Raw genomic sequence first — 25,617 nt, 5'->3', positions numbered from 1 at the left:
AACGCCGTGCCCCCGATCGACGTGCACCACGTGGTGGAGGGCCCCCGGGACGCCCCGGTGGTCCTGCTCTCGAACTCCCTGGGCGCCACGATGGCCATGTGGGAGCCGCAGCTGGCGGCGCTGACCGAGCGCTACCGGGTGGTCCGCTACGACACCCGCGGACACGGCGGCTCGCCCACCGTCCCCGGCGACGCCACCATCGACGACCTGGCCGACGACGCGATCGCCCTGCTGAACCGGCTGGACGTGGAGCGGGCGCACGTCGTCGGGCTGTCCATCGGCGGGATGACCGGGCTGCGCCTGGCCGTCCGGGAGCCGCACCGGGTGGACCGGCTGGCGGTGCTGTGCAGCTCCGCGCACACCGGGGCCCCCGACGCCTGGCGGGACCGCGCGCACACCGCCCGCACCGAGGGCACCGCGTCGCTGGCCGACGCCGTCGTCGGCCGCTGGTTCACCCCGGCCTGGGCGGCCGAGCACCCGGCCCACGTCGCGCAGATGCGGGCGACCATCGCCGGCACCGACGACGAGGGCTACGCCTCCTGCTGTGCCGCGGTCGGCGGCATGGACCAGCGCGCCGACCTGGCCTCGATCACCGCCCCCACCCTGGTCGTCTCCGGGCTCGAGGACCCCGCACTGCCGCCGGAGCACCAGCGGGCACTGGCCGAGGCGATCCCCGGGGCCCGGCTGCTGGAGCTGAGCCCGGCCGCGCACATCGCCAACGTCGAGCAGCCCGAGCGGGTCACCGAGGCGCTGCTCGCGCACCTGGGCGGCACCGCGTGAGCACCGACGAGGAGCGTCGCGAGGCCGGGATGCGCACCCGGCGGGAGGTGCTGGGCGACGCCCACGTCGACCGGTCCGTCGCCGCGGTGACCCCGCTGACCGCGGACTTCCAGGACTTCATCACCCGGGTCGCCTGGGGCGACCTGTGGCAGCGGCCCGGCCTGGACCGCCGCGCCCGCAGCATGCTGACCCTGGCGATCACCGCGTCGCTGCGGCACTGGGACGAGTTCGCGCTGCACGTCAAGGCGGCGGTGCACAACGGGCTGACCGACGAGGAGATCGCCGAGGTCTGCCTGCACACAGGCGTCTACGCCGGTGTGCCCGCGGCCAACCACGCGCTCGCCGTCGCCAAGCCGATCCTGGCCGAGCTGCGGGGCTGACCCCGCGGGCGCTCAGCCGGTGAGCGCCCGGCGGCACAGCTGCTGCTTGACGGCGTACATCCGCTGGTCGGCGGTGTGCAGCAGGGTGGCGAAGTCGCAGCCGTCGTCGGGGGTGACGGCCCGGCCGATGCTCGCACCGACGACGATCGCCTCCCCGCGCAGGTCGATCGGTGCCTGGACCGCGTGCGCGAGGACCTCGGCGACCCGGTCGGCCTCGGCCGCGCCCTGGACCGGGTCCAGGCCGGGCAGTGCCACCAGGAACTCGTCGCCGCCCAGGCGGGCCAGCAGGTCGCTGCGCCGCAGCCGGGCGCGCAGCCGCTGGCTCACCGTGACCAGCAGCTCGTCGCCCGCGGCGTGCCCGAGCCGGTCGTTGACCGCCTTGAACCCGTCCAGGTCGACGAACAGCAGCCCCACCGCGGTGGACGACGCGGAGGCCTCCCACAGCGCCAGCTCGACCTGCTCCTGCAGGCGCCGCCGGTTGGGCAGCCCGGTGAGCGGGTCGGTGTAGGCCAGCTCCTCGATCCGGGCCAGGTACTGCCGGGTGCGGTCCTGCTCCCGGGTCAGCCGGCGCTCGGCCTCGACCCGGGCGGTGACGTCGTTCTGCACGCCGATGTACTGCACGACCCGGCCCGTCGCGTCGGTGACCGGGGCCAGGTGCAGCTCGTTCCACCACGGCGTCCGCTCGGGTCCGCGCAGGTTGAGCAGGGTCTCCCGGCACTCCCGGCCGGCCGCGATGGCCTCCCGGATCCGGGCGACGGCGGCCAGGTCGGTGTCCGGGGCCTGCAGGAAGCGGCAGTTGCGGCCCAGCACCTGCTCCCGGGTGAAGCCGGCCAGCTCCTCGAAGGCCCGGTTGACGAAGACCATCGGCTGGTCGGGCAGGGTCAGGTCGACGATGACGACGCCGCTGGTGGTGGCCGCCAGGGCCCGGTGCAGCAGGCCCTCCACGGCCGCCGTCGGGACGGCGGTCTCCGGGACCCGGGCAGCGGTGGTGGCCGTGGCGCGGGACTCGGGTGCGACCGGCTGCCGGGTCTCCCGGGCCGCGACCCGGGACACCAGGGCGTGCGTCGCCCGGGCCACGGTGACCCGGTCGTAGGTCAGCGCGAACTCGAACACGCGCTCCATGTCCGGCCCGTCGTCGCCCAGGTCGCGGGCCAGCAGGGCGGCGCTGAAGTGCGGGCTGATCACCGTGACGTCCCACTCGCCGCGGACCTCGTCGGTGGCGGCCAGGGTGGCGCCGCGGACCCCGGGCAGCGGCTCGGCGCTGAGCCCGTCGCCCAGGGCGCAGACGAACCCGGTGCGGGCCGCGAGCTCGCGGTAGCGCTCCACGGTGGAGGGGGTGAAGTGGCGGGCGTCCTGGAACGTGGAGGCGATCACGCAGGTCTCGCCCAGGCGCATGGCGTGCCGCTCCAGCTGCTTGCTCAACTCGATGAGCAGCAGCTTGGGCGAGCGTCGCAGCACGGTGCCGGGGGGCAGGCAGGCGAAGGGGGAGACGTCGACGCCCGGCGGGTCGGCGGCGACCGGGGGCAGGACCAGCTCGGCGGTGGCGAACTGGGTGGCCGGGCCGGGCTGGGGGCGCCCGAACATCCAGCCCTGACCCAGGGTGGCGCCCAGCGCCAGGGCCTTGACCAGGTGCTCCTCGGTCTCGATGCCCTCGGCCAGCACCAGCGCACCGGTCCGCTCGGCGTAGGCGTTGACCGCGTTCATGATCTCGGCGACCTCGGGGCCGGGGCGCTCCTGCACCAGTCGCAGGTCCAGCTTGACCACGTCCGGGCGCAACAGCGGCATGAAGGCCAGCGACATGGAGTCCGCGCCGACGTCGTCCAGGGCCAGGCCCCAGCCGATCTCACGGATCCGCTGCACGGTCTGCAGCAGCTCGGCCGGCCGGGTGGCCAGCGCCCGCTCGGTGATCTCCACGACGATGCGCAGCTCCGCCGGGGCGGCCTCGGCGATCGCCAGCAGGTCGGCGAGCGGCGCGGAGTCCAGCACCTCGGGCTCGACGTTGACGAAGACCGTCAGCGGGGCCAGCAGGCCCTGGGTGACAGCGGCCTGGAAGGCGGCGCTGCGGCACAGCGCGTCCAGCTCGGCCAGCCGGCCGGCGGCGCGCGCTGCGGCGAAGAGGTCGTCGGGCCGGTGCAGCGGGCCCTGCGGACCGCGGGCGAGGGCCTCGTAGGCCACGACCCGGCCGCTGTCCAGGTCGACGATGGGCTGGAAGACGCTGGTGACGGAGCCCTCGGCGAGGACGTCGTCGATCGTGGTGCGGTCGGTGTCGGACATGCTGCCTGGAGCCCCGTCTGTCGTGGCCACCTCGGCGTCCCCGTGGGTCTGGAGACCGGTGGCACCCAGCTCCCTCTTCGGCACCCGGTGCCAGGGGCCTGGAGCCGGGACCGGCCCGCCCACCCCGATCGGGGTGGACGGGCCGGTCTGGTGCTGCTGTGGCCCGGTGCCCGCGGCTGCGCTCAGCCCGCCGGGATGCTGACCGGGAAGGACAGCGTCGCCGCGCCGAAGTCGACCGTCGCGGTGTCGGGGTAGGTGAACACCCCGCCGAAGGTCAGCGTGCCGGTGGTGAAGTCGGCCGGCACGTCGAAGGCGGTCGCGATCAGCGAGGGGTCGGCCACCACGTCCTGGGAGGCGACCACGGTGCCGTCGGGCAGCGTCAGCCGCCAGTACTCCGCCGGCCCCTCGCCGGCGCTGAGCCCGTCGGCGACCAGGTCGGTGTCGATGAGCAGGAACGCCCGGTCCGGGGCGGAGGGCCGCACCGTGACGTTGGTGCCGGAGAACCAGGTCAGCTCCGCGCTCTGCACCGTGACGGTGAAGGTGAACGGGGTGGTCACCCGGCCGGGCGCGCTGATGACCCCGGGCACCTGCTGGGCCGGGACCGGGTCGGCGTCCCGGTTGGCCCGCGTGGTGACGACGAGGTTCTGGTCACCGGGGCTGCCGTCGAGCAGCGACAGCGACTGGGTCGCCTCGCCGTCCACGACGACCAGGGCGACGTCGGCGTCCTCGGGGGCCGACACCAGGCCCTCGACGGTCGCACCGGGGACGACGAGCGAGGTGTCCACCGGGGTCTCGACGCCGTCGACGGAGTAGCTCAGCGCCGGCGGGTCGTTGGACAGGCCCTCGCCGGTGTCGATCGTGTAGCTGAAGACCCGGAAGACCTCGCCGTCGGCGGGCCGGAGGGCGTCGTCGCCGGCGCCCACCCGGTCGGCCTGGCCCAGCCCGGTGACGGTGACCCGCGCGGCGGGCCCGGACAGCGTGGCCACGCCCTCGGGCGCGGTCAGCTCGACGTCCTCGAAGGGGCCGGTGGCCTCGTAGCCGGGCTCCGCGGCCGGCGGCGCCGGCGGCTCCAGGTCCACCTCCGACGGCGGGGCGGTGCCGTCGGGCCGGCTGAGCAGGTCGGCGTCGGGCAGCGCCTGCGGCGCGGGGTCGGTGGGCTCGGTGGCCACGGTCAGCGTCACGTCGCCGTCACCGCCCGACGGGGTGACCGGCAGGAGCAGGTAGGCCTCCGCCGGGTCGCCGTCGACGAAGAGCACCGGCCCGCAGACCAGGTCGTCCTCGATGTCGGTGGTGTCGGCGTTGCGGTGGCGGAACCAGCACGAGGTGTCGTCGGAGCTCGCTCCACCGCGGCTGTCGACGTAGGCGTCGACGGCGGACTCGGCGTCGGTGAGCACCGTCTCGGGCTCGACCACGTCCCGCCCGGCGTAGGTGAAGTCGCCGCCACGCAGGAAGAAGAAGGCCCCGCCGGCGACGAGCAGCAGCACCAGGAGCGCAGCGCCGCCGATGAGCAGCGGCTTCTTCCGCGACCGCTTGGCCGGCTGGGCGGCCCACGGTGCGGGCTGCCCGCTGGACGGCGACCACGCGCCGGCCGGGGGCGGGGACGACGGGCCGCCCCACTGGCCCGGCTGGCCCGGCTGGCTCGGCTGGCCCGGCTGGCCGAGCGGGCCCTGGGGTCCCTGCTGGCCGTGGGGTGCCGGACCGGCGGGGGGACCCTGCTGCTGGCCGGGGACCGCGCCGAACTGGCGGGTCTCCTCACGGCCGCCCCAGGGCTGCTGCTGGCCAGGCCGGCCCGGGCCCGGGGGAGGGCCCTGCTGACCGCCGGGCTGCGGGGGACGGGGCGGGGTGCCCGGCTGCTGCGGGGGGACCGACCAGCCCTGCTGGCCCGGCCACCCGCCCTGCTGCCCGGGACCCTGCTGCCCGGGACCCTGCTGCCCGGGACCCTGCGGGGCGGGACCCTGCTGGGCGGAGCCCTGCCACCCGGGCTGCGGGGGCGGCCCGGCCGGTCCGGGGCGCCCCGGCACCGGTGGGGCCGGGGACCACCCGGGCTGGCCGGGCTGCTCGCCGGCGCCCCCGCGGCCGTCGTCGCTCGGTCGGTCGTCCCCGCGCTCGCTCACGCGTTCCTCCAGGTCGCTCGCAGCCGCGGTGTCCACACCCAGGCCTCGGTGGCGGAACGCTACCGAACCGCTACCCCGGACCGCCTCCACGAGATCACCCGGACGGGGGGAAGCGCGGGTTCCGCTGGAGGGGTGGGAGAACGCACCTCCGGCCGATGTGCGGGGGGCCCCCCCGTCTGTGATGATCGAGGCGGTCCGGTCCGACGACGCTGCAGCGCTGCGCGCCACGTCGTCGCCTCATGAAGCGGGGCAGGCCACCAGCCGACACACCCCGACCGCTCCACCGGTCCTCAGGTGTGCCCCCGCCCAGGAGGTGTCGCCCGTCCTTGTCCGAGAGCCCCGTCCTCACCCAGCCCGCGGTGACCGACCCGTCCCCCCGTCCGGCCCGCGCGTGACCGCCACCCTGCCGCTGCCCCGCCGTGGCCGCCGGTTGCGCTCGGTCCCCGCGGTGCCCACGCCGTCGGCCCCGCTGCCCTCCCACGCCCGCGCCGACCGTTCCCGGCCGCTGCGCATCGCGCTCATCGCCTCCAGCCGCTACCCGATCGCCCAGCCCTTCGCCGGTGGGCTCGAGGCGCACGTCTGGCAGCTGACCAGGTCCCTGACCGCCCGCGGTCACGACGTCACCCTCTTCGCCGGCCCCGGGTCGGACCCCTCGCTGGCCGTCGAGGCGCTCCCCGTCCGCCCGGTGCGGGTCAGCCCGGCTGCCCGGGCCGACGTGAGCATGGGTCCCGAGGTCTTCCTCGAGGACCACCACGCCTACCTGTCGCTGATGATGTCGCTGACCGGCGAGCGGGCCCACGACTTCGACCTGGTGCACAACCACTCGCTGCACTACCTGCCGATCGCGATGGCCCCCGCCCTGCGGGTGCCCATGCTCTCGACCCTGCACTGCCCGCCGACGCCCTGGCTGGAGTCCGCGCTGCAGTCCAGCGTGCCCTCCCCGGTGTCGCTGGTCGCCGTCAGCGGGCACACCGCCGCGGCGTGGTCCGGGGTCGACGGCGTGCACCAGCCGGTGGGCGTCGTCCCCAACGGGGTCGACCTGACGAGCTGGACGGCCGGACCCGGCGGCGGGCCGCTGGTCTGGTCGGGCCGGATCGTCCCGGAGAAGGGCACCCACCTCGCCGTGCAGGCCGCCCTGGCCGCCGGCCGGGAGCTGCAGATCGCCGGCCCGGTGGTCGACGCCGGCTACTTCGAGCGCACCATCGCCCCCTTCCTGGGCCGCGGCGTCACCCACCTGGGCCACCTGGACCAGGCCGGGCTGGCCGCTGCCGTCGGGCGGGCCTCGGTCGCGCTGGTCACCCCGTGCTGGGACGAGCCCTACGGCCTGGTCGTCGCCGAGGCGCTGGCCTGCGGCACCCCGGTCGTCGCCTTCGCCCGCGGCGGCATCCCCGAGGTGCTCACACCCGAGGTCGGCCGGCTGGTCCCCGCCGGGGACGTCGCCGCGCTGGCCGCGGCGATCCCGGAGGCCGAGGGCCTGTCCCGCGAGGCGGCCCGCGAGCGGGCCCGCACGCACTGCTCGGTGGAGACGATGGTGACCCGGTACGAGCAGCTGTACGCCTCGCTCGTCGAGTCGAACGCCACCGCCGCGGCGCTGTGATCGGCTGGTACGTCCACCACCAGGGGTCGGGGCACCTGCACCGGGCGGCGGCGATCGCCGAGGTGCTCGACGACGACGTCGTCGGGCTGTCCTCGCTGCCCTCCCCCGGTGCCCCCTTCGCCGACTGGGTGCAGCTCGCCGACGACGCCGGCGGCACCGTCGAGCACGTCACCGCCGGTGGTGCCCTGCACTGGGCACCCCGCCGGCACGAGGGCCTGCGGTCCCGGTCGGCCCAGCTGGCGGCCTGGGTCGAGCGGGCCCGGCCCGACGCCGTCGTGGTCGACGTGTCGGTCGAGGTGACCCTGCTGCTGCGGCTGATGGGCGTGCCCGTCGTGGTCACCGCCATGCCCGGCGACCGGGACGACGCCCCGCACACCACCGGGTACACCGTCGCCGACCGGCTGCTGGCGTTCTTCCCCGCCGACGTGCTCACCCCGGCGTACCTGGCCCCCTTCGCCGCGACGACGACGCACGTCGGCGCCGTCTCCCGGTTCGACCGGCGGTCGGCCGCCGACCCGGCGCCGGGCACCGCCGTGCTGCTGGCCGGCACCGGGGGCAGTGCCGTCACCGCCCAGGACGTCGACGCGCTGCGCCGGGCCACCCCGGGGCTGCGCTGGACCGTGCTGGGCGGCCCGGGCGAGTGGTGCGCCGACCCGTGGCCGGTGCTCTCGGCGGCCGACGTCGTCGTCACCCACGCCGGGCAGAACGCGCTGGCCGAGGTCGCCGCCGCCCGCCGTCCGGCCGTGGTCGTGGCCGCCGACCGGCCCTTCGCCGAGCAGCACCGCACCACCGCCGCGCTCGACGCCGCCGGCATCGCCGTCGGGCTGCCCGCCTGGCCGACCGCCGACCGCTGGCCGGTGCTGCTGGAGGCCGCCCGCACCCGCGGCGGCCAGGGCTGGTCCCGCTGGTCACCCGGCGACGCCGCCGAGCGCGCCGCCGCCGCCATCCGAGAGGTCGCCCGCTCGTGAGGACCGCCGTGGTCACCGTCGTCCACGGCCGGCACGACCACCTCCGCGGACAGCTCGCCGGGCTGGCCGCCCAGACCCGCCGGGCCGACCGGCACGTCGTCGTCGCCATGGGCGACGACGGCATCCGCTCCGTGGTCGGGGACGCCGCCGACGTGGTGGACCTGCCCGCCGGTGACCGGCTGCCGCTGGCCGCGGCCCGCAACGCCGGAGCCGCCGCGGCGCTGGCCGGGGGCGCGGAGCTGCTGGTCTTCCTCGACGTCGACTGTGTGCCGGCTCCCGCACTGGTCGAGCGGTACGCGGCCGTCGCACAGGACGGTGTGCTGGACTCGGGACCCGTGAGCTACCTGCCCCCGCCCCCCGCCGGCGGCTACGACCTCACCGACCCCGCGCGGCTGGCCGAGCTGGCCGACCCGCACCCGGCCCGCCCGGTGCCGGCCGACGGCGAGGTCCTCGACTCGACCGACCACCGGCTGTTCTGGTCGCTGTCCTTCGCCGTCACCGCGCCCACCTGGACCGCCCTCGGCGGTTTCCACGAGGGCTACGCCGGATACGGGGGAGAGGACACGGACTTCGCCGAGACCGCGCACGCCGCGGGCGTCGGACTGCGCTGGGTGGGTGGGGCCGCGGCCTTCCACCAGCACCACCCGGTCTCCCGCCCCCCGGTCGAGCACCTGGACGACGTGCTGGCCAACGGCCGGGTCTTCGCCGACCGGTGGGGGTGGTGGCCGATGCAGGGCTGGCTGGACGCGTTCGCCGAACGCGGCCTGGTGCGACGGACCGACGAGGGGTGGGTGCACGCGTGATGCGGGTCGCCACCGTGCCCTTCGCGCACCCCTACCTCGACGCCGTGCTGCCGCCCGACGTCGTCCGGGTCGGCCCGGCTCCCTCGGTCGAGGACCCGTGGGCGCCCAGCCCGTGGCTGGACCCCCGGTACCTGGCCGCGCACACCGCGGAGATCGACGTGCTGCACCTGCACTTCGGCTTCGACGGGCTCACCCCCGACGAGATGCTGGCCTGGACCGAGGTGGTCCGGCGCAGCGGCGTCGCCCTCGTGGTGACCGTCCACGACCTGCGCAACCCGCACCACTCCACCCGGGAGCGCCACGACCGGCACCTGGCCGCGCTGCTGGGCGCCGCCGAGGTGGTGCTCACCCTCACCGAGGGCGCCGCCGACGAGATCGCCGAGCGGTTCCAGCGGTCCTGCATCGTCGTCGCCCACCCGGGCCTGGTGACGCCGCTGCCCGGCATCGGCCGGGAGCCGCGGCTGGTCGGGGTGCACCTGAAGTCGCTGCGCACCAACCTGCTCGACCCGCTGGACGTCGTCCGGGCGGCCGCGTCGGGCGCGGTGTCCGGCGGCGGCCGGCTGCGGGTCGACGTGCACGACGACGTCGACCTGGACCAGCGGGTGCCGGGCCTGCGCCAGGCCGCCGACGCCGGGGAGTTCGAGCTCGCCGTCCACCCGCGGTTCGGCGACGACGAGCTGACCGCCTACCTGCAGTCGATCGCGGTGTCGGTGCTGCCGCACCGCTTCGGCACGCACTCGGGCTGGCTGGAGGCCTGCCGGGACGTCGGCACCCGGGTGGTGGCACCGACCTGCGGGCACTACGCCGACCAGTGGGAGGACGTCGTGCTCTACGGCAACGACGAGGTCCGCGGGCTCGACGTCCCCTCGCTGACCGGTGCGGTGATGGCCGCGGTGACCCGGCCGTGGCCGGCGAAGGCCGACCCCGCCTGGCGGGCCGAGCAGAAGGCGCAGCTGCGCCGGGTGCACGCCCACGTCTACAGCCGGGTGGCCGCCGACCGGGCACCGGCGTGAGGGTCGGGCACCTGCTCGTCGGCCCGGCCGACCACGGTGTCGTCCGGTACGCCCGGGAGCTCGCCGAGGCCGACGGCTCACCGCTGGTGCAGGGCGCCGAGCTGGTCCAGGTGCACTACACCGACCGGCTCTTCGCGCCCACCGCCGAGGAGAGCGCGGCGGCGTTCACGACGCTGGCCGCGGACCTGGGTCGCCCGCTCGTGGTGGCCCTGCACGACGTCCCGCCCGACGACGGATCGGTGCTGCAGCAGCGCCGGGCCCGGGCCTACGCGGCCGTCGTCGACACCGCTGCTGCCGTGGTGGTCAACAGCGAGCACGAGGCCGCCCGGCTGCGGGCGTTCTCCGACGTCGTCGCCACGGTGGTGCCGCTGCCGGTGCAGCCGCTGCCGGCGGGCCCGGTGCCCCCGCCGGACGGGCAGGTCGTGGTGCTGGGGTTCCTGTACCCGGGCAAGGGCCACGAGGAGGCGCTGCGCGCGCTGCCCGCCGGGGTCGGGTTGACCGCGCTCGGTAAGCCCTCGGACGGGCACGCCGACCTGGTCGACGAGCTGTCCGCCCTGGGCCCGCTGACGGTCACCGGCTACGTGCCCGACGAGGAGCTGCCGGCCCGGCTGCGGGCGGCGTCGGTGCCGCTGGCCCCGCACCGGCACGTGAGCGCGTCGGGCTCCATCGGCAGCTGGCTGGCCGCCGGACGCCGCCCGCTGGTCCCCGACGTGGCCTACACCCGCGAGGTCGCCGCCCGCTGCCCCGGGGCGCTGTGGCTCTACGAGGACCTGGCGCCCGCCCTGGCCGCAGCCCTGGCCGACCCGGCCTCGACCTGGCTCACACCGGGCACGCCCACCGGCCCGGACCTGGCCGCGACGCTGGAGTCCTACCGGGCGGTGTGGCGCTCGTGCTGACGCTGCCCGACGGCCGGCACGTGGTGGCCGGCAACGACTGGTCGCCGCTGGCCGACGCCCGCCCCGGGCAGCCGCCCGAGGTGAGCGTGGTGGTGCCGTACTACCGGGCGCAGGACGAGCTGGACCTGGTGCTGGCCGGGCTCGCGCTGCAGACCCACCCGGCGTCCCGGCTGCAGGTCGTCGTCGCCGACGACGGGTCGCCAGAGCCGCCGCGGGTGCCGGCCGGGGTGACCGTCGTCCGGCAGCCCGACCGGGGGTTCCGCGCCGCCGCGGCCCGCAACCTGGGTGCCCGGGCCGCCGAGGGGGAGGTGCTGCTGTTCCTGGACGGCGACACCGTCCCCACCCCGACCTACGTCGAGGAGCTGTCCGCGTTGCCCGCGCTGGTGCCCGACGCGCTGGTCACCGGCCGACGCCGGCACGCCGACCTCGCCGGCTGGACCCCCGACCGGCTGCGCGACTGGTTCGCCGGCGGCGCCGCGCCCGAGGAGCTCACCGAGCCGGCGTGGCTGCGGGAGGCCGGCGACCTGCTCGACGCCGACGACCGGTCCTACCGCTTCGTCATCAGCGCCGTCATGGGCACCACCCGGGCGCTGTTCGAGGAGGTCGGCGGCTTCGACGAGACCTTCGCCGGCTACGGCGGCGAGGACTGGGAGCTGGCCCACCGGCTCTTCTCCGCCGGTGCGGTGCTGGCCCACCGCGAGCGGGCGGTGGCCTGGCACGACGGCCCGGACTGGGGCCTGCGCGGGGACGACCCGGTGGCCGCCCGCCGGGAGAAGAACGCCGAGACCCGCTCGCTGGCCCGCCTGCTGCCCGACCCCGCGGCCCGCGGGGTGGGCGGCTGGTGGCGCCACCCGGCCGTCGTCGTCCGGATGGCGCCCGGTGCCGACGACGACGCCACGGTGCTCGGTGTCCGGTCGTTGCTCGCGGCGGGGGCGGACCTGCAGGTGTGGGGCGTGGACCCCGACCTGCTGGACGGCGACCCGCGGGTGCACACGGGGGAGCCGCCGCCGCCGGTGCTGGCCCGGGCCCGCAGTCAGGTGACCCTCGACGGCCCGCTGCGCTGGGCACCCGGCGGGCTCGCCGCGTTGCTGGACAAGGTTCGTCCCGGGGGCGCCGGGCGGCTGACCGGCCACGTCGGCGACGTCGGGGTGACGGTGGCCGCGACCCGGGCGCTTCGGCGCAGCAGCCGGTGGGACGTGCCCCTGGCGACGCTGTTCGACGATGCCGAGGCCGACATCCCGGCCGAGCAGCTGGGTCCGCACCCCGACCTCGGACACCACCTGCCCCGGCTCTAGTCGTCGCGTGGGCTGTCGCTCGACGGCCCCCGGTGGGAGGTCGATCCGATCGGTCCACCGGACGCTCGGCGGCCCCGCTGGTCAGCGGATCGCACCGCTCGCCGCCGCCCGGTGGACAACCGTCGGCGGACTGCTCGGGCGACCTCACCACCCCGAGCGCGGGGGCATCGTGGGAGGTCGCACTCCGTCAGGAACCTGCCGCGAGTCGCCGGCGTGCGACGACCCTCATGGCCATCCCGCTGACCAGCCAGACCACGAAGAGCAGTGCTGCGGTGGCGAACCCGTCGAGGAAGTAGCCCAGGACGCCTGCGGCCGATGACGACAAGAGGAGCTTCGACAGCCAGCTGGCGGTACTCGAGGAGGCCGTCCTGGACAGCGCTCGGTCCTCTTCGCGACGCATCGACGCCTTGGCTCTCCGTTCGAACTCGGACTCTTCACCACTGGCCACGGAACGGCTCCATCCACAGTCGGGGGCGGGAAGTATGACCTCTCACCGGCGCTGTCGGCCGGTCTGGTCGCCTGGTTCTCGCACGCTTCGGTCCGGCTGATCCACCGAAGACCGGTGCGAGGCATGACCGCCGAGTGGACCGGGATCCGGTGCGGTAGCCGGTGCCGGTGGGATGCCCGCCCGCCGCGGGCGAGGCCTTTGCGCTCAGTCCCCGTCACCGTCGTGTTCGTGACGGTGCCGACAAGGCCCTCAGCCCTGGTTCGATCCGGACGTCGAGTGGTCGTACTCGGCAGGCAGGGCCTCGTGTTCGGGCTAACCTGAATCGTTCAGCCGTGACCGATATCAACGGGTGTCTTCGGCAGCGAGGTGCGCGGGGACCCCCTCGGGAGGCGCTTGCCTCGGGGTCCAGGTGGCCCGGGTCCGCTGCTCGTGGAACCCAGCACCCCTCATGTGCGCCCTGGCTTCCGCCGGGGACAGGGCGAAGCAGAGATTGCGTCCGATCCACGAGTCGGCTTCGGCGTCCTGGGCATCGACGCCGTACACGTCTGCGCCGGTGAAGTCGTCACAGCCGCCGCGAGCTGGGCTGCTGCCGTGCCCGCGGTCTTCGCCATGGTGCCGAATCGGAGCACTCGCTCTGGCCGTCCGCGGCGCGCGGCCGCCCGCGAGAGCGTCCGGAAGAGCTGGGTCACCATCCCGGTGAGCGCCGTCGTCGGTGCTGTCGCAGCGTTCTCGCACGCCCGGCATACCGGGTTCGAGACCACGAACCCGACCATCAACACCGAGAGGGCACTGGTTGCCGTTCCTCGCCCCACCGGGATCGTGGAAGCTCGACCGTGGGGGGTGAACGGTCGTCGGGTGAGACGGACGTCGGGCCAGTCGCAGTCCCCGACACGCGCGGCTCGGGTGTCGGCCCCGCCAACGACTCCTGTGTCAATGTATTGCCTACTTGATACAGACCGCCTGGAGGCCTCTCGTGGACGTCTCTCCACTGTTCGTTCTCCTGCTCGTGGTCGGTGTGGCCGCCGGCGGCGCAGCGCTGCTCATGCGCCAGTTCGTCCACGCCGAGGCAAGTGCTGAGCAGCGCGCACGGCGGCATGCGCACCTGATCTCGGGCGCGGCGGTAGTGATCGGTCTACTCGCCGCCTTGGCCGCAGCCGTAGCGGTGCTGCTGCCCGCGCCGATGGACTCTGCGGTCGGGCGACCCGGAGTGGCGGCGATGATGCTGCCGTTGGCGTTCGGTGTTGCGCACACCGGCGTCCTCCTGGTCGGGGAGCTGACCTGGCCTCGGCCCGCCGGCCTGGTTCGGCGCGCGCAGCTCAGGCACCGAGGCGTGCTGCAGACCGCCCCGGTCTGGCTGCTGCGGACGGGAGCAGGCACGGCCGTGACCGGCATCGTGGTGATCGCGGTGGGTGCGGTGACCGGCGATCGCTACTCCCGCAGCATCACCGTCTACGCCGGAGCCGGATCGGTCCAGGGCTCGGCCTCTCCCTACGTGGGCCCGGGATACGGGCTGCCTGCCCTGGTGGGTCTGGGTTGCCTGCTCGCGGTGACGGCGGCCGCCCTGTGGGTCGTCGCCAACCGCCCCGCGGTTGTCACCGACGATGCCGAACAGGACGACGCTTTCCGGCGCGCGTCGGCGCACCGCGTGCTGCGAGGCGCGACCTCTGCCGGACTGGTCCTGGTGGCCGGTCTCGTTGCCGTCAGCGGGCTGGCGGTCCGCAACGCGGCGCTGGCGGCGGCCGAGAACGCCCGTCTCGCAGACCTGCCGGTCGGGACGGCTGCCACACTTTTGCCGTGGGTGGGTGGTGCACTGGCCTTCCTGGGACTGCTCGGTGGCGCGGCGGGCGTGGGAATCGTCGTCGTCCGCACCACGGGCCGCATGGTCGAACCCGTCCGCGCGGATCGGTGAGGGTCATGGACGTCGTGGTCGACCTCGCCAGCCCCGTACCGCCCTACGAGCAGATCCGCGTTCAGGTCACCGCGGCCATCACCGGCGGGCAGCTCGAGGAGGGTGCCCGCCTTCCCAGCATGAGAGCTCTTGCCGGTGACCTCGGCGTCGCTGTCGGCACCGTGGCGCGGGCCTACCGAGAACTCGAAGGATCGGGCCTGGTCGTGAGTCGGCGCCGACTCGGCACGGTGGTGGCACTCTCACCGACACCGCCCGAGGTGGTTCAGGACGTCCGCCAGGCAGCCAACGAACTCGCGAGCAGAGCCCGGAGGGCCGGGTTGGACGACGAGACCGTCCTGTCGTTCCTGCGCGCAGCTCTTGTCGCGACACGAGCCCAGGGCGCGCCTGCGTCTCGATAGGCGGTGGTCAGCTGGAAGGGCCCTCGATCCGCCCGGTCTCGACGTAGCCACAGCGCTGGTGGAAGCCCGGGGCCTGGGAGGTGAACGAGCTGACGATGATCTGCTCGCAACCGCGATCCACCGCCACGGCCTCCGCGGCAGCCAGGAGGTGCCGACCCCATCCGTCCTGCCCGGCGTCCTCGCGCAACCAGAGCATCCCGATCCCGGCACAGGTGCCCCACGTCTACCCGCGCACTCAGCTGCTCGTCCAGCTCATCGTCTCCTTCAACGACGAGGAGCTCACGGGCGACATGGTCCGCAGAGCTCGTGTCCATACCGAGAACGCATCCATCGGTCTGGGAGTCGGGCGGCTCGTCGGGATGGCCTGCTCCGAGGTCTCCCGCGTCACGGGGTGTAGGTCACCTGGCCGGCCAGCTCGAGCACCTGCTGCCGGGTGAGGGCCCCGGGCGTCTGGACGACGAAGGTCCGGCCGTCGGGGAACTGGGCCTGCAAGTACCACCCGGCCGACCCGCCGGGGCCGGTGTACCCGGTGTCGACGGCCACCAGCTGTGCGGGCAGGCCGTTCACCGACCCGTCGATGACCGGCCCCACCGGACCCTCGAGCTGGGCGAGCAGCTCGTCGGCCGGAACCGGCCCGGGAGGCAGCGACACAGTCAGGGTCTGCGCCTGCGCGTCGTCGGTCAGGGTGAGGGTCGTGTCGTCCTTGTATGCGTAGACCGACCACCCGGCAGGAGCCAGCCGCACGGACAGGCCGACGTCCACCGGCTGCGCGGTCAGGGTCCGCGCGGCGTCACGGAGATCGTCGCGGTCGCTGAACCGGCCCTCGCCGCGAAGCGTGACCCACAGGTCGTCGGCCCACTCGAGCACCAGCACCTCCTGGAGGCGGTCCCCGGTGGGGGACTGCTGCGTCTCCGTGGCGAGGTATCCGTCGCGGCCCTGCACGGAGACGTCCTGCTCGTCGGCGGGATCGGCCAGGTCGGGCTCGTCGGGCGAGATGTCCACCACCAGGCGGTCGTCGGTGTCGCCGGCCCAGACGGCGTGCAGCAGCCCGCCGGGATCGGCGCTGTAGGTGACCTGCAGATCGGCCGGTGTCGGGTCCAGGGTGAACGGGAACGCCGGCGGGGCGAAGGCGACCAGTTCGATGCCGCCGGGGGGCGTGCCGGCCGGGCCGGGGGCGGCCACCACCACGGCCGTGGTCCACGCGGCCACCACGGCGACCACCCCGACCCCGGCGCGGATCCACGTCCGGCGGCGCACCGGGCTCCGGCGCGACCGGGCGCGCGGGTCACCGATCTCCTCGAGGAGGGCGGCCCGTGCGGCCAGGCGCACGGCCGGGCTGAGCGGCGTGGCCTCCGGGGCGGCGACGCGCAGGGCGGTGAGTTCGTTCACGACGGGTCCTCGGTGCTCGTGGGGTCGCCGGTGGCGAGGGACTGGTGCAGGAGGGGAGACAGCGCGCTGCGGGTCTGGCGTCGGGCCCGGTGCAGGCGGGAGCGGACCGTGCCGATCGGCACGTCCAGGACCGCGGCGATCTCCTCGTAGGTCAGCTGCTCCCAGGCCAGCAGGACCAGCGCGTCGCGGTCGGCGGGCTTCAGGGCGGCCAGCGCAGCGGCGATCGGCCCGCGCAGGGCGGCCGCGGCGATCCGGTCGGACAGCGCATCGAGGTCGACGGCAGGCGTGGCGTCGTCGTCGGGCCGGATGCGGGCCAGCGCTCGCAGCCGGCGTTCCTCGCTGCGACGGTGACTCCGGAGCAGGTGGGTGGCGATGCCCAGCAGCCAGGGCCGCACCTCGGCGTGCACCTGCTGGTAGTCCGCCCGGCGGCGGAAGGCCACCAGGAACGTCTCGCTCAGCAGGTCGTCGGCCAGGTCCCCGACCCGGCGGGCGAGGTAGCGGTGCACCGTGGCCGCGTGCCGGTCGAACAGCACGGCGAACCGGCCGGGGTCGGTGAGCGACGCGCGGAGCACCTCGCCGTCCGTCGGTCCGGACGGCGGTGGGCGTACGGGGAGGTCGGGGGGCGAGGCGTCGCTCATCAGCACCTGCACCGGGGACGCGCCCCGCGCTCGCGGTGGTGTCGTGGTCACACCCCTTCATGTCCGGAGCGGGGGAACGGGTTCACGCGCCCATGATGGGGACGTCAGGTCGCGCGGCTTGACCTTGACGTAGCGTCGAGGTCGAAGATCCCCCCGTGATGCTGATCGGGGAGGTCGCCCGCACGGCCGGGGTGTCCACGCGCACCATCCGGCACTACCACCAGCTGGGGGTGGTGCCCGAACCCGCCCGTCGGGCCAGCGGGTACCGCGAGTACGACCTGGCCGACGTCCTCGCAGTGGTCAGGGCCGTGCGGTTGGCCGAGCGCGGACTGTCGCTCCCCGAGGTCCGGGACGTGCTCCACGACGACACGGGGACGGAGCTCCGCGCGGTTCTCCAACACGTCGTGCAGGACATCGAGGGCCAGATCGACCAGCTGACCGGCCAGCGACGGGTCCTGCTCGAGATGCTCGACCACGACGACCTGCGGCTGGCCCACCTCCCGGCCATGCCCCCGGCGCTCGTGGCGGGCCTGGTCGGCGTCGCCGATCCCGGGCGGCTGGAGCGCGAGCGGGACGCCTGGGAGTCGATCGCGGCGTCCGTGCCGCACGACCAGGCGGCCGCGATCACCGTGGCCGTCGAGGACGTGCTCGCCGACCCGGGACGAGCCGGTGAGCTCGCTGAGATCGCAGAGCAGTTCGAGGCACTGACGACGGCGGACGACCCCGCCGTCCGCGCGGTCGCCCAGCGCATGGTCGCGATGTTCGAGGCGGTGGACGGCGGCGGCGGGCTCGTGCCGTCGCCCGGCGCCCCGCTCATGGCGGAGTTCCTGGCGTCGTTGACCCCGGGTCAACGACGCTGCATGGACCTGGTCCGGGAGTCGACCTCGTGAGGACGTGGCCCTGGCACCGGGCCGCCGTGGCCGCCTCTGTCGCGGTGCTGCTCGTCGACGCCGCCCTGCTGGGCGCCGGGGTGCTGTCGATCCGGACGGCGGGGCAGCTGGCGTTGGCCGTCGAGTTCCCGCTCGCCGCAGTCGGCGGCTGGGCGGGCACGCGGGCGTACCGCGCCCTCCGACGGGGTGGGTCGAGCGCCCGGGAGGCCGTCGAGGCCGTCCTCGGGCAGACGGCGGTACGGGTGGCGACCGCCGAGTGGCGGGCACTACGCGCCTTATGGCTGGTGGCCCGACGCCGGACGGACCTGCCGGCCGGTGCGACGGCGCTGCCCTACGGCCGGGGTGTGACCGTACCCGCCCTGGCGTTCCTCGGCGTCACCGTCGTGGAGACGGCCGTGGTGCACGTGCTGCTGCCGGCCGGCTGGGTGCGCGTCGTCCTGACCGCCGTCACGGTGTATGCCTGCGTGGCCGTCGTGGGTCTGGTCGCCGCCCGGGTGGCCTACCCGCACCATGTCACCGACGGCGTCCTGCGCCTGCGCAACGGCGTCCAGGACGTCCTCGACGTCCCCTTGCGCCACCTCGCTGCCGTGCGCCCCCGGAGGGACATCCGACGGGTGGGGCTGCTGCCTGCGGTCGAGGACGGCACGCTGTACCTGCCCTCCCTGGACGGCACGTCGCTGACCATCGAGCTGACCACCCCGGTCGCGACGCGGGTGACGCGCCGACGCCCTCCGGTTCCCGTCACGCGGATCGAGCTGTCCGTCGACGATCCCCGCTCTGCGCTCGCGCAGGTGCAGTCCGTCGCCGCAGCGGTCAGGGAGCGACCGGTGCCATCCGGGAGCCCCGACGACGACGCTTCCGGGCGGTGAGGACCCGTCCTCTGTTGGGGTGAGGACGCCGCCCGCACGGTGTATCCGGGCCCGTCGGAGCCGATGGAGGAGGCAGGGGCACCGCGTCCCGCGGAGGGTGACGATGGACGTGTTCTCGGGCCGATGGGCCTACCCGACCGGTTGGTCGGACGCCCTCCCCGCGTGGGACGGACCCGCCACCCTGGTGCTCGTCTTCGGCCCCAGCGGTCTGCGCGACGAGCCGGGGCACCCGGGCCTGGCCGACCTCCGGGCGGCGTACCCCACCGCCTCGATCGCCGGCTGCTCGACCTCCGGTGAGGTGTCGGGCAGCGAGCTGCACGACGACACCCTCACCGTTGCCGTCCTCCGCTTCGCCGCCACCCGGGTGCTGGTGGAGACCTCCCCGGTCTCCGCCGACGACTCGCGCGACGTCGGCCTGCTGCTGGGCAAGCACCTGACCGACCGCGCCCCCGACCTGGCCGCCGTGCTGGTGTTCAGCGAGGGCCTGCGGGTCAACGGCTCCGCCCTGGCCGACGGGCTCTCCGCCGGCGTGCCCCTGGGCACCACCGTGGTCGGCGGCCTCGCCGGCGACGGCGACCGGTTCGCCGCGACCTGGGTGCTCGTCGACGGCGTCCCGGTCGGCGGCCACGTGATCGCCGTCGGGCTGGCCGGGGACGCCGTCGAGGTGGGCCACGGCGCCCGCGGCGGCTGGTCCGTGCTGGGCCCCGAGCGCATCGTCACCCGCTCCCGCGGCACCGTCGTCCACGAGCTGGACGACCGGCCCGCCCTCGAGCTCTACCGCACCTACCTCGGCGACCGGGCCAGCGGACTGCCGGCCACCGCCCTGCTCTTCCCGCTCGGCGTGCGCGCACCCGGCGGGGACCGCGAGTCCGTCCGCACCGTGCTGGGCGTGGACCCGGCCGAGCAGTCGCTGACGTTCGCCGGCGAGGTGCCCGTGGGCTCCCGCGCCCAGCTGATGCGCAGCTCCACCGACCGGCTGGTCGGCGCCGCCGAGGAGGCCGCCGAGGCCGCCCGCCTCGCCGTCGCCCCGGGTGACTCGCTCGCGCTGGTCGTCAGCTGCGTGGGCCGCCGGCTGGTGCTGGGCCAGCGCTGTGAGGAGGAGCTGGAGGCCGTCGCCGAGGCCCTCGGGGACGGCGGGCCCGCCCCGGCCACGGTCGGCTTCTACTCCTACGGAGAGCTGACCTCCGGCGATGCGGGCGCCACCATGCAGAACCAGACGATGACCGTCTCGGTGATCCGTGAGCGTTGAGGCGCCCCCCGTCCCCGAGCTGCACCGGCTGCTGGCCCGCCAGTTGCGCCGGCTGGGCATCAGCGGCGCACCCGACGAGGCCCAGTGGGCCGCTCTGCTCGCCGTCGTCTCCCGGGCGTACGCCGAGGCCGACGAGGACCGCTACACCCTCGAGCGCTCCATCGAGGTGTCCTCCACCGAGATGCGCGACCTGCACGAGCAGCTGCGCCGGCGGGCCGAGGAGGACCCGCTCACCGGGCTGCCCAACCGGGTGGCGCTGGTGCACCACCTCGGGCAGGCGCTGGCCCGCGCCCGGACCGGCGGGCCGGGCGTCGCGGCGCTGTTCATCGACCTGGACGGCTTCAAGGCCGTCAACGACCGGCTCGGGCACGCGGCCGGGGACGACCTGCTGATCGTCGTCGCGGCGCGGCTGGCGCACTGCCTGCGCCCCGACGACGTCCTCGCCCGCCTGGGTGGGGACGAGTTCGTCGTGGTCTGCGCGGACGGCGCGGACCGGGACCCGGCCCTCGCCCTGGCCCACCGGCTCCGGGACTCGGTCAGCCGTCCGGTGCAGCTGGCCTGCGGACCGGCCCAGGTCGGGGCCAGCCTCGGTGTGGCGCTGACCCGCAGCGGCCGGGAGTCCGCGGAGGAGCTGCTGCAGCGCGCCGACGCGGCCATGTACAGCTCCAAGCAGCACGGCAAGGGCCGGGTCACCCTGGCCGACGCGGTCCACGCCCCGGCCTGAGGCTCAGCCGGCGGTGATCCGGTCCAGCCACTCGGCCAGCAGCGCCCGCTCGGACGCCGAGAGCACGGCGACGTCGTCCAGCCCGGCCCGCAGGGCGACCGCGGCCACCGTCGTGCCCTCGGGTGCGGTGCCGGCGGCGTCGGTGGTGACGGCGGCGAGGACCGCGTCCCACGCGGCGTCGACCAGGCCCAGGTCGCGCTCCTCCGGGGGCGTGCGGACCAGGGTCAGCACGCAGCCGGTGCCGATCGAGTGCACCAGGTCCACGGCCCGCTCCTCGCTGACCCGCAGCCGGCCGGCCGCGGCCACCCGGCGCACCCGGGCCCGCAGCACGTCGGCACCGGCCCGGACCGCCGGGGACCGGGCGCCCCGGCGCGGGTCGGCCAGCAGCGCGGACAGGGCCGGGTTGGCCAGCCCGAAGCCGACGTGCACGTCCCACCCGGCGCGCAGGTCCGCGACCGGGTCGTCGGTCTGCGGGGCCAGCTGCTTGCCGGCGACGTAGGTGGTGAACACGTGCTCGGCGACGGCGTCGAGCAGGCCGTCCTTGTCCCCGAACAGCCGGTAGATCGTGGGCGCCTGCACGCCCGCCTCGGCCGCCACGGCCCGGGTGGTGACGGCGTCCGCACCGCCGGCGGCGAGCAGTCGGGCAGCGACCTCCACGACCTCGCCCCGGGTCCGGGTCCGCCGGGTGTCGGGGTCCTGCTCCGTCGCGGTCACGGATCGACGATAACGCACCAGCGTTATCGATGGTGTTAGCGTCGATGTCGGAACATCCGTTCCGCCGATACCAGGAGGTCCACCATGATCGTCGTCACCGGAGCCACCGGACAGCTCGGCTCCCTCGTCGTCGGACAGCTGCTCCAGCGGGTGCCCGCCGAGCGCGTCGCGCTCAGCGTGCGGGACCCCGAGAAGGCCGCCGGCCCGGCCGCGCTGGGCGTCCGGGTCCGCCGCGGGGACTACGCGGAGCCCGAGACGCTCACCGCGGCCTTCGAGGGCGCCGAGCAGGTCCTCGTCGTCTCCTCGAACAGCGCCGGGGACGGCGCCGTAGCCCAGCACGCCGCCGCCCTGCAGGCGGCCCGGGACGCCGGTGCCCGCCGGGTGCTGTACACCAGCCACCAGGCCGCGGGGCCGGCGTCGGCGTTCGACCCGATGCGCGACCACGCCGCCACGCACGCCCTGCTGGCCGACCTCGGGGTGCCCGCCACCGCGCTGCGCAACGGCTTCTACGCCGCCACCGTGCCCGTCCTGCTGGGTGCCGCGCTGCAGACCGGCGAGCTCGCCGCCCCGGCCGACGGCCCGGTCTCCTGGACCGCCCACGTCGACCTGGCCGAGGCCACCGCGGTCGTGCTCGCCGACGAGGGTCGGCTCGACGGCGTCTCCCCGCCGCTGACCGCCCCCGTCACCCTGGACCTGGCCGACGTCGCCGCCCTGCTCACCGAGCTGACCGGCTCACCCGTCCGCCGCGTGGTGCAGTCGGACGACGAGTGGCTGGCCGGGATGGTCGGCCGAGGGGTCCCCGCCGCGCAGGCGCAGATGCTGCTCGGGCTCTTCGTGGCCGCCCGGCGCGGTGAGTTCGACGTCACCGACCCGACCCTGGAGGAGCTGCTGGGCCGTCCGGCCACGCCGGTGCGCACCGTCCTGGCCGCAGCGGTGGCGCGCTAGGCCCCGTCAGCGGCAGGGTGGCCCGTCGGCCAGCACCCGGGTGGTCGAGGCCGGGCTGCCGACCAGCGACCGGGCCGGGCGCACCGGGCGGCGGACCAGCTCGCCGCCGCAGTTGGGGCAGGCCCGGTCCGGGAAGCCCGCGGCGCAGGCGGTGCACCAGGTGCACTCGAAGCTGCAGATCAGCGCGTCCGGGCTGTCCGGCGCCAGGTCGCGGTCGCAGCACTCACAGGAGGGACGCAGCTCGAGCACGCCGGAGACCGTAGCGCCGTCCGCCCCGGGAGGTCAGTTGCCGCGGCGCTCGTCCAGCACGTGGAACCGGTGCCACAGCCCGGACAGCTGCAGCGGGCGGGCCACCGCGGTGGTGCCGACGACGAGGGTCAGCTCGGACCCGCGCCCCTCGAGCATCCGGTGCACCTGGACCACCGTGGACAGCCCGGCGGAGTTGAGGAAGTCCACCCCGTGCAGGTCCAGCTGGAGCCGCTGCGGGGGGTCCTGGCCGAGCAGCAGGTCGGTGACGACCCGGATCAGCGGGCGGCGGGCCTCGGCGGTGAGCTCGCCGACCACCACGACCCGGGCGGTGTCCGGCGTGGGGTGCTCGACGGTGACGGTGGGCGGGTCCACCGGGGCGGCCGCGGTCTCGGTGCCCTCGGGGAGGCCCTCGGTGGGCTGCGGGGCGCTGGGCTGCGTCATGGGACGTCCATACCCCGGGTCCGCGACGATCACGCTCCCGGCGACGTCCTCGTCAGCGTGGCTGGCCCCCGACCAACAGGTCCGGGTCCGGACCCCCGTCGTCCAGCTCGGTGTCGGGGTCGCCCTCGACGGTCCTGGCGTGCGGCAGCCGCACCGTGAACTCGGTCCGGCCGGGCTCGCTGGCCACCGCCACGGTGCCGCCGTGCGCGGTGACGACGGCGTCCACGATCGCCAGCCCCAGGCCGGTGGACCCGGCCTGTCGGGAGCGGGAGGAGTCGCCGCGGGCGAACCGCTCGAAGACGTGCGCCCGCAGCGCCGGCGGGATGCCGGGGCCGTCGTCGGCGACCTGCAGCACGGCGACGTCCCCCTCGGCCCGCAGCCGGACGGTCGCCGTGGTGCCCTCGGGGGTGTGGGTGCGGGCGTTGGCCAGCAGGTTGGCCAGCACCTGGTGCAGCCGCGCGCCGTCCCCGGGCACCAGCACCGCGACGTCGGGCAGGTCCACACGCCAGCGGTGCCCCGGCCCGGCGACGTGGGCGTCGGAGACGGTGTCCACCACCAGGGCGGCCAGGTCCACCTCCTCGTGGGCGAGGTCGCGGCCGGCGTCCAGGCGGGCCAGCAGCAGCAGGTCCTCGACCAGCACCGACATCCGCACCGCCTCGGACTCCACCCGGCGCAGGGCGTGCCCGACCTCGGGCTCGACGTCGGCGTGCTGGCGGCGGACCAGCTCGGCGTACCCGCGGATGGAGGCCAGCGGCGTGCGCAGCTCGTGGCTGGCGTCGGCGACGAACTGGCGGACCTGGGTCTCCGAGGCCTGGCGGGCGGTCAGCGAGCCCTCGACGTGGTCCAGCAGCCGGTTCAGCGCCGTCCCGACCTGGCCGACCTCGGTGCGGGTGTCGGTGTCCTCCGGGGGCACCCGCTCGGCCAGCTGCACCTCACCGGTCGACAGCTCCAGCTCCGACACCCGGGTCGCGGTCGCCGCGACCCGGTCCAGGGGCTGCAGGGTCCGCCGGATGACGACGGCGGCGGCGGCGACGGCGGCCAGCAGGGCGACCAGCCCGGCGAGGACCTCGACGAGGACCAGCGAGCCGACGGCGTCGTCGACCGAGCCCAGCGGGAGCCCGGTGACGACGAGGTCACCGTCCGGGGTGGTCGCACCCACCACCCGGTAGTCCCCGAGTCCGTCCCCGAGGTCCACGGTCGTGGGCGTCCAGTCCCCGCTGACGTTCCCGAGCGAGCCGACCTGCGAGGCGGTCAGGCCCTTCTTCTCCCCGGACCGCTCGATGACCCCGGAGTACGTGCAGATCCCGTCGCTGAACCGGGCGATCAGCGTGCCCTCGCCCTGTCCCGGCCCGAAGATGTCGTCCCCCGCGCCGTCCGCGGGTGGCTCGGGTGGCTCGGCGTCGTAGTAGCCGGCGGCCTGCTCGGTGCGGGACCCGGCGCCGGCCAGCCGGTCGTCGACCTGCCGCATCAGCTCGTGCCGCAGCACGGCGGTCGAGGCGAAGGCCACCACCGCCAGGACCAGCAGGGTGGGCACCAGGAACGCGACCAGCAGCCGTGCCCGCAGGGAGTACCGCCGACGGGAGGCGGACCGCGCTGCGGGCAGTGGCTGGCTGGTCACGTGTCCTGTCAGACGGCGGGCTTGATGACGTAGCCGGCGCCCCGCAGCGTGTGGATCATCGGGGCCCGGCCGGCGTCGATCTTGCGGCGCAGGTAGGAGATGTAGAGCTCGACGATGTTGCCCTGGCCGCCGAAGTCGTACTGCCACACCCGGTCCAGTATCTGGGCCTTGGACAGCACGCGCTTGGGGTTGCGCATCAGGTAGCGCAGCAGCTCGAACTCGGTCGCGGTCAGGCGGACGTCGTCCCCGCTGCGGGTGACCTCGTGGGACTCCTCGTCCAGGGTCAGGTCACCGACGACGAGCAGGCCGTCGTCGGCCACCACGCGGGAGGTGCGGCGCAGCAGGCCGCGCAGGCGGGCCGCGACCTCCTCCAGGCTGAAGGGCTTGGTGACGTAGTCGTCGCCCCCGGCGGTGAGGCCGGCGATCCGGTCCTCGACGGCGTCCTTGGCGGTCAGGAAGACCACCGGCACCAGGGGGGACTCGGCGCGGAGCCGGCGGAGCACCTCGAGGCCGTCCATGTCGGGGAGCATGACGTCGAGCACGACGGCGTCGGGCCGGAACTCGCGGGCGGCCTTGACCGCCTCGGCGCCGTCGGCGGCGGTCTTGACGTCCCAGCCCTCGTAGCGCAGGGCCATGGACAGCAGCTCGCAGATGGAGCGCTCGTCGTCGACGACGAGCACCCGCAGGGCGCTGCCGTCCGGCCGGGTCAGCTGGGCACGGGAGCTGGTCGAGGAGGGGATCGTCGCCGTCATGACGTCCACCCTGGGTCCCCTCCCTGCGCGTTCCCTGTGAGCAGTCCAGGAAGTGTCTGTCGACCCGCCCAGTACCGAGGTGACGGTGCGCCGCAGCCGGCCCCGGGCGGGACCGGGCGTGGGGTGTGCCGACCCTGTGGAGAGGGAGAGCGGCAGGGGAGTGAGGTGGCCAGGGGCGGGGTCGAACCGCCGACCTCTCGCTTTTCAGGCGAGCGCTCGTACCGACTGAGCTACCTGGCCCGATGCCGGTACCCACGGGTGGTG

26 protein-coding genes and 1 tRNA gene are annotated in these 25,617 nt (G+C 75.4%); 15 read left to right on the top strand and 12 right to left on the bottom strand.

Annotated elements, in window-relative coordinates; all coding sequences use genetic code 11:
- The first annotated feature begins 6 nt into the window (after positions 1–6).
- Both pcaD and pcaC read left to right on the top strand, forming a co-directional pair.
- On the top strand, positions 7–780 hold the full coding sequence (gene pcaD, locus ASG41_RS03735) for a 3-oxoadipate enol-lactonase (protein WP_157518931.1): 774 nt from the start codon (positions 7–9) through the stop codon (positions 778–780).
- Positions 777–1,160 (top strand): 4-carboxymuconolactone decarboxylase, encoded by a 384-nt coding sequence (gene pcaC, locus ASG41_RS03730; RefSeq protein ID WP_235564435.1) that lies wholly within the window; start codon positions 777–779, stop codon positions 1,158–1,160. The genes pcaD and pcaC overlap by 4 nt, the downstream gene beginning before the upstream one ends.
- 12 nt (positions 1,161–1,172) lie before the next feature.
- Here pcaC and ASG41_RS03725 read toward each other — a convergent pair whose 3' ends face one another.
- Both ASG41_RS03725 and ASG41_RS03720 read right to left on the bottom strand, forming a co-directional pair.
- Positions 1,173–3,434, bottom strand: a complete 2,262-nt coding sequence (locus tag ASG41_RS03725; RefSeq protein ID WP_056289728.1) for a diguanylate cyclase domain-containing protein — start codon at positions 3,432–3,434, stop codon at positions 1,173–1,175.
- A 182-nt stretch (positions 3,435–3,616) separates the two neighbouring features.
- The gene (locus ASG41_RS03720) at positions 3,617–5,548 is read right to left on the bottom strand and encodes a hypothetical protein (RefSeq protein ID WP_056289725.1); all 1,932 of its coding nucleotides are present in this window, start codon (positions 5,546–5,548) and stop codon (positions 3,617–3,619) included.
- 391 nt (positions 5,549–5,939) lie between these two features.
- On the opposite strand from ASG41_RS03720, the gene ASG41_RS03715 reads away from it, so the two are divergent.
- The 6 genes from ASG41_RS03715 to ASG41_RS03690 are packed head-to-tail and all read left to right on the top strand — an operon-like array spanning position 5,940 to position 12,120.
- Complete coding sequence (locus tag ASG41_RS03715; protein WP_200938686.1) at positions 5,940–7,145, top strand: glycosyltransferase family 4 protein; 1,206 nt, start codon at positions 5,940–5,942, stop codon at positions 7,143–7,145.
- On the top strand, positions 7,142–8,113 hold the full coding sequence (locus tag ASG41_RS03710) for a glycosyltransferase (protein WP_056289720.1): 972 nt from the start codon (positions 7,142–7,144) through the stop codon (positions 8,111–8,113). The genes ASG41_RS03715 and ASG41_RS03710 overlap by 4 nt, the downstream gene beginning before the upstream one ends.
- Positions 8,110–8,916 (top strand): glycosyltransferase family 2 protein, encoded by an 807-nt coding sequence (locus ASG41_RS03705; RefSeq protein ID WP_056289718.1) that lies wholly within the window; start codon positions 8,110–8,112, stop codon positions 8,914–8,916. Before ASG41_RS03710 ends, ASG41_RS03705 begins: the two co-directional genes overlap by 4 nt.
- Entirely contained in the window at positions 8,901–9,929 is a 1,029-nt protein-coding gene (locus ASG41_RS03700) for a hypothetical protein (protein WP_235564433.1), read from the top strand. Before ASG41_RS03705 ends, ASG41_RS03700 begins: the two co-directional genes overlap by 16 nt.
- A complete protein-coding gene (locus ASG41_RS23370) occupies positions 9,926–10,825 on the top strand; it encodes a hypothetical protein (RefSeq protein WP_056289715.1) in 900 nt (299 codons plus the stop codon). Before ASG41_RS03700 ends, ASG41_RS23370 begins: the two co-directional genes overlap by 4 nt.
- On the top strand, positions 10,819–12,120 hold the full coding sequence (locus ASG41_RS03690) for a glycosyltransferase (RefSeq protein ID WP_235564431.1): 1,302 nt from the start codon (positions 10,819–10,821) through the stop codon (positions 12,118–12,120). The genes ASG41_RS23370 and ASG41_RS03690 overlap by 7 nt, the downstream gene beginning before the upstream one ends.
- Before the next feature lie 187 nt (positions 12,121–12,307).
- Here the strand turns inward: ASG41_RS03690 and ASG41_RS03685 are convergent, their stop codons facing one another.
- Positions 12,308–12,568 carry a hypothetical protein gene (locus ASG41_RS03685; protein ID WP_056289709.1) on the bottom strand — a complete coding sequence of 87 codons (261 nt, stop codon included), beginning with the start codon at positions 12,566–12,568 and terminating at the stop codon, positions 12,308–12,310.
- Positions 12,569–13,541: 973 nt separating this feature from the next.
- On the opposite strand from ASG41_RS03685, the gene ASG41_RS03675 reads away from it, so the two are divergent.
- Positions 13,542–14,477, top strand: a complete 936-nt coding sequence (locus tag ASG41_RS03675) for a hypothetical protein (protein ID WP_056289704.1) — start codon at positions 13,542–13,544, stop codon at positions 14,475–14,477.
- A 5-nt stretch (positions 14,478–14,482) separates the two neighbouring features.
- Entirely contained in the window at positions 14,483–14,875 is a 393-nt protein-coding gene (locus ASG41_RS03670) for a GntR family transcriptional regulator (protein ID WP_056290353.1), read from the top strand.
- A gap of 7 nt (positions 14,876–14,882) precedes the next feature.
- Here ASG41_RS03670 and ASG41_RS03665 read toward each other — a convergent pair whose 3' ends face one another.
- From ASG41_RS03665 to ASG41_RS03655, 3 genes are all read right to left on the bottom strand, one after another.
- Positions 14,883–15,077 (bottom strand): GNAT family N-acetyltransferase, encoded by a 195-nt coding sequence (locus tag ASG41_RS03665; RefSeq protein WP_304438012.1) that lies wholly within the window; start codon positions 15,075–15,077, stop codon positions 14,883–14,885.
- A gap of 182 nt (positions 15,078–15,259) precedes the next feature.
- Positions 15,260–16,264 carry a hypothetical protein gene (locus ASG41_RS03660; RefSeq protein ID WP_056289699.1) on the bottom strand — a complete coding sequence of 335 codons (1,005 nt, stop codon included), beginning with the start codon at positions 16,262–16,264 and terminating at the stop codon, positions 15,260–15,262.
- On the bottom strand, positions 16,261–16,836 hold the full coding sequence (locus tag ASG41_RS03655) for an RNA polymerase sigma factor (RefSeq protein ID WP_235564430.1): 576 nt from the start codon (positions 16,834–16,836) through the stop codon (positions 16,261–16,263). Before ASG41_RS03655 ends, ASG41_RS03660 begins: the two co-directional genes overlap by 4 nt.
- Positions 16,837–17,060: 224 nt before the next feature.
- Here ASG41_RS03655 and ASG41_RS03650 point away from each other — a divergent pair, with 224 nt between their 5' ends.
- The 4 genes from ASG41_RS03650 (at position 17,061) to ASG41_RS03635 (ending at position 20,634) form a co-directional block, all read left to right on the top strand.
- Positions 17,061–17,792, top strand: coding sequence for a MerR family transcriptional regulator (locus ASG41_RS03650; RefSeq protein WP_235564467.1), 732 nt, complete (start codon positions 17,061–17,063; stop codon positions 17,790–17,792).
- Positions 17,789–18,661 carry a hypothetical protein gene (locus tag ASG41_RS03645; protein ID WP_157518929.1) on the top strand — a complete coding sequence of 291 codons (873 nt, stop codon included), beginning with the start codon at positions 17,789–17,791 and terminating at the stop codon, positions 18,659–18,661. The genes ASG41_RS03650 and ASG41_RS03645 overlap by 4 nt, the downstream gene beginning before the upstream one ends.
- Before the next feature lie 103 nt (positions 18,662–18,764).
- On the top strand, positions 18,765–19,910 hold the full coding sequence (locus ASG41_RS03640) for an FIST signal transduction protein (protein WP_056290347.1): 1,146 nt from the start codon (positions 18,765–18,767) through the stop codon (positions 19,908–19,910).
- A complete protein-coding gene (locus ASG41_RS03635) occupies positions 19,900–20,634 on the top strand; it encodes a GGDEF domain-containing protein (protein WP_056289689.1) in 735 nt (244 codons plus the stop codon). Before ASG41_RS03640 ends, ASG41_RS03635 begins: the two co-directional genes overlap by 11 nt.
- 3 nt (positions 20,635–20,637) lie before the next feature.
- On the opposite strand, the gene ASG41_RS03630 is transcribed toward ASG41_RS03635, so the two are convergent.
- Entirely contained in the window at positions 20,638–21,348 is a 711-nt protein-coding gene (locus ASG41_RS03630) for a TetR/AcrR family transcriptional regulator (RefSeq protein ID WP_056289687.1), read from the bottom strand.
- 84 nt (positions 21,349–21,432) lie between these two features.
- Between ASG41_RS03630 and ASG41_RS03625 the strand changes: the two genes are divergently transcribed.
- Complete coding sequence (locus tag ASG41_RS03625; protein ID WP_056289682.1) at positions 21,433–22,293, top strand: NAD(P)H-binding protein; 861 nt, start codon at positions 21,433–21,435, stop codon at positions 22,291–22,293.
- A gap of 6 nt (positions 22,294–22,299) precedes the next feature.
- Here ASG41_RS03625 and ASG41_RS03620 read toward each other — a convergent pair whose 3' ends face one another.
- From ASG41_RS03620 to ASG41_RS03600, 5 genes are all read right to left on the bottom strand, one after another.
- Positions 22,300–22,542, bottom strand: a complete 243-nt coding sequence (locus ASG41_RS03620; RefSeq protein WP_056289680.1) for a DUF1272 domain-containing protein — start codon at positions 22,540–22,542, stop codon at positions 22,300–22,302.
- 33 nt (positions 22,543–22,575) lie between these two features.
- Positions 22,576–22,983 (bottom strand): STAS domain-containing protein, encoded by a 408-nt coding sequence (locus ASG41_RS03615; protein ID WP_157518927.1) that lies wholly within the window; start codon positions 22,981–22,983, stop codon positions 22,576–22,578.
- Between the two features lie 52 nt (positions 22,984–23,035).
- On the bottom strand, positions 23,036–24,601 hold the full coding sequence (locus ASG41_RS03610) for a cell wall metabolism sensor histidine kinase WalK (protein ID WP_235564429.1): 1,566 nt from the start codon (positions 24,599–24,601) through the stop codon (positions 23,036–23,038).
- A gap of 8 nt (positions 24,602–24,609) precedes the next feature.
- A complete protein-coding gene (locus tag ASG41_RS03605; protein WP_056290341.1) occupies positions 24,610–25,353 on the bottom strand; it encodes a response regulator transcription factor in 744 nt (247 codons plus the stop codon).
- Positions 25,354–25,519: 166 nt separating this feature from the next.
- A tRNA-Phe gene (locus ASG41_RS03600) sits at positions 25,520–25,593 on the bottom strand.
- Between the last annotated feature and the right edge of the window lie 24 nt (positions 25,594–25,617).

The organism is Modestobacter sp. Leaf380 (assembly GCF_001424485.1).
In the GTDB taxonomy this organism is placed as follows: domain Bacteria; phylum Actinomycetota; class Actinomycetes; order Mycobacteriales; family Geodermatophilaceae; genus Klenkia.
Note: the sequence above shows the minus strand (reverse complement) of the source record. Positions and strands in the feature narration are given on the sequence as shown.

Bases quoted from the DNA above. Each gene is read 5' to 3' on its own strand.
- ASG41_RS03725 (WP_056289728.1), bottom strand. From the start codon at position 3,434: ATGTCCGACACCGACCGCACCACGATCGACGACGTCCTCGCCGAGGGC.
- ASG41_RS03670 (WP_056290353.1), top strand. From the start codon at position 14,483: ATGGACGTCGTGGTCGACCTCGCCAGCCCCGTACCGCCCTACGAGCAG.
- ASG41_RS03650 (WP_235564467.1), top strand. From the start codon at position 17,061: ATGCTGATCGGGGAGGTCGCCCGCACGGCCGGGGTGTCCACGCGCACC.
- ASG41_RS03640 (WP_056290347.1), top strand. From the start codon at position 18,765: ATGGACGTGTTCTCGGGCCGATGGGCCTACCCGACCGGTTGGTCGGAC.
- ASG41_RS03625 (WP_056289682.1), top strand. From the start codon at position 21,433: ATGATCGTCGTCACCGGAGCCACCGGACAGCTCGGCTCCCTCGTCGTC.
- ASG41_RS03615 (WP_157518927.1), bottom strand. From the start codon at position 22,983: ATGACGCAGCCCAGCGCCCCGCAGCCCACCGAGGGCCTCCCCGAGGGC.
- ASG41_RS03605 (WP_056290341.1), bottom strand. From the start codon at position 25,353: ATGACGGCGACGATCCCCTCCTCGACCAGCTCCCGTGCCCAGCTGACC.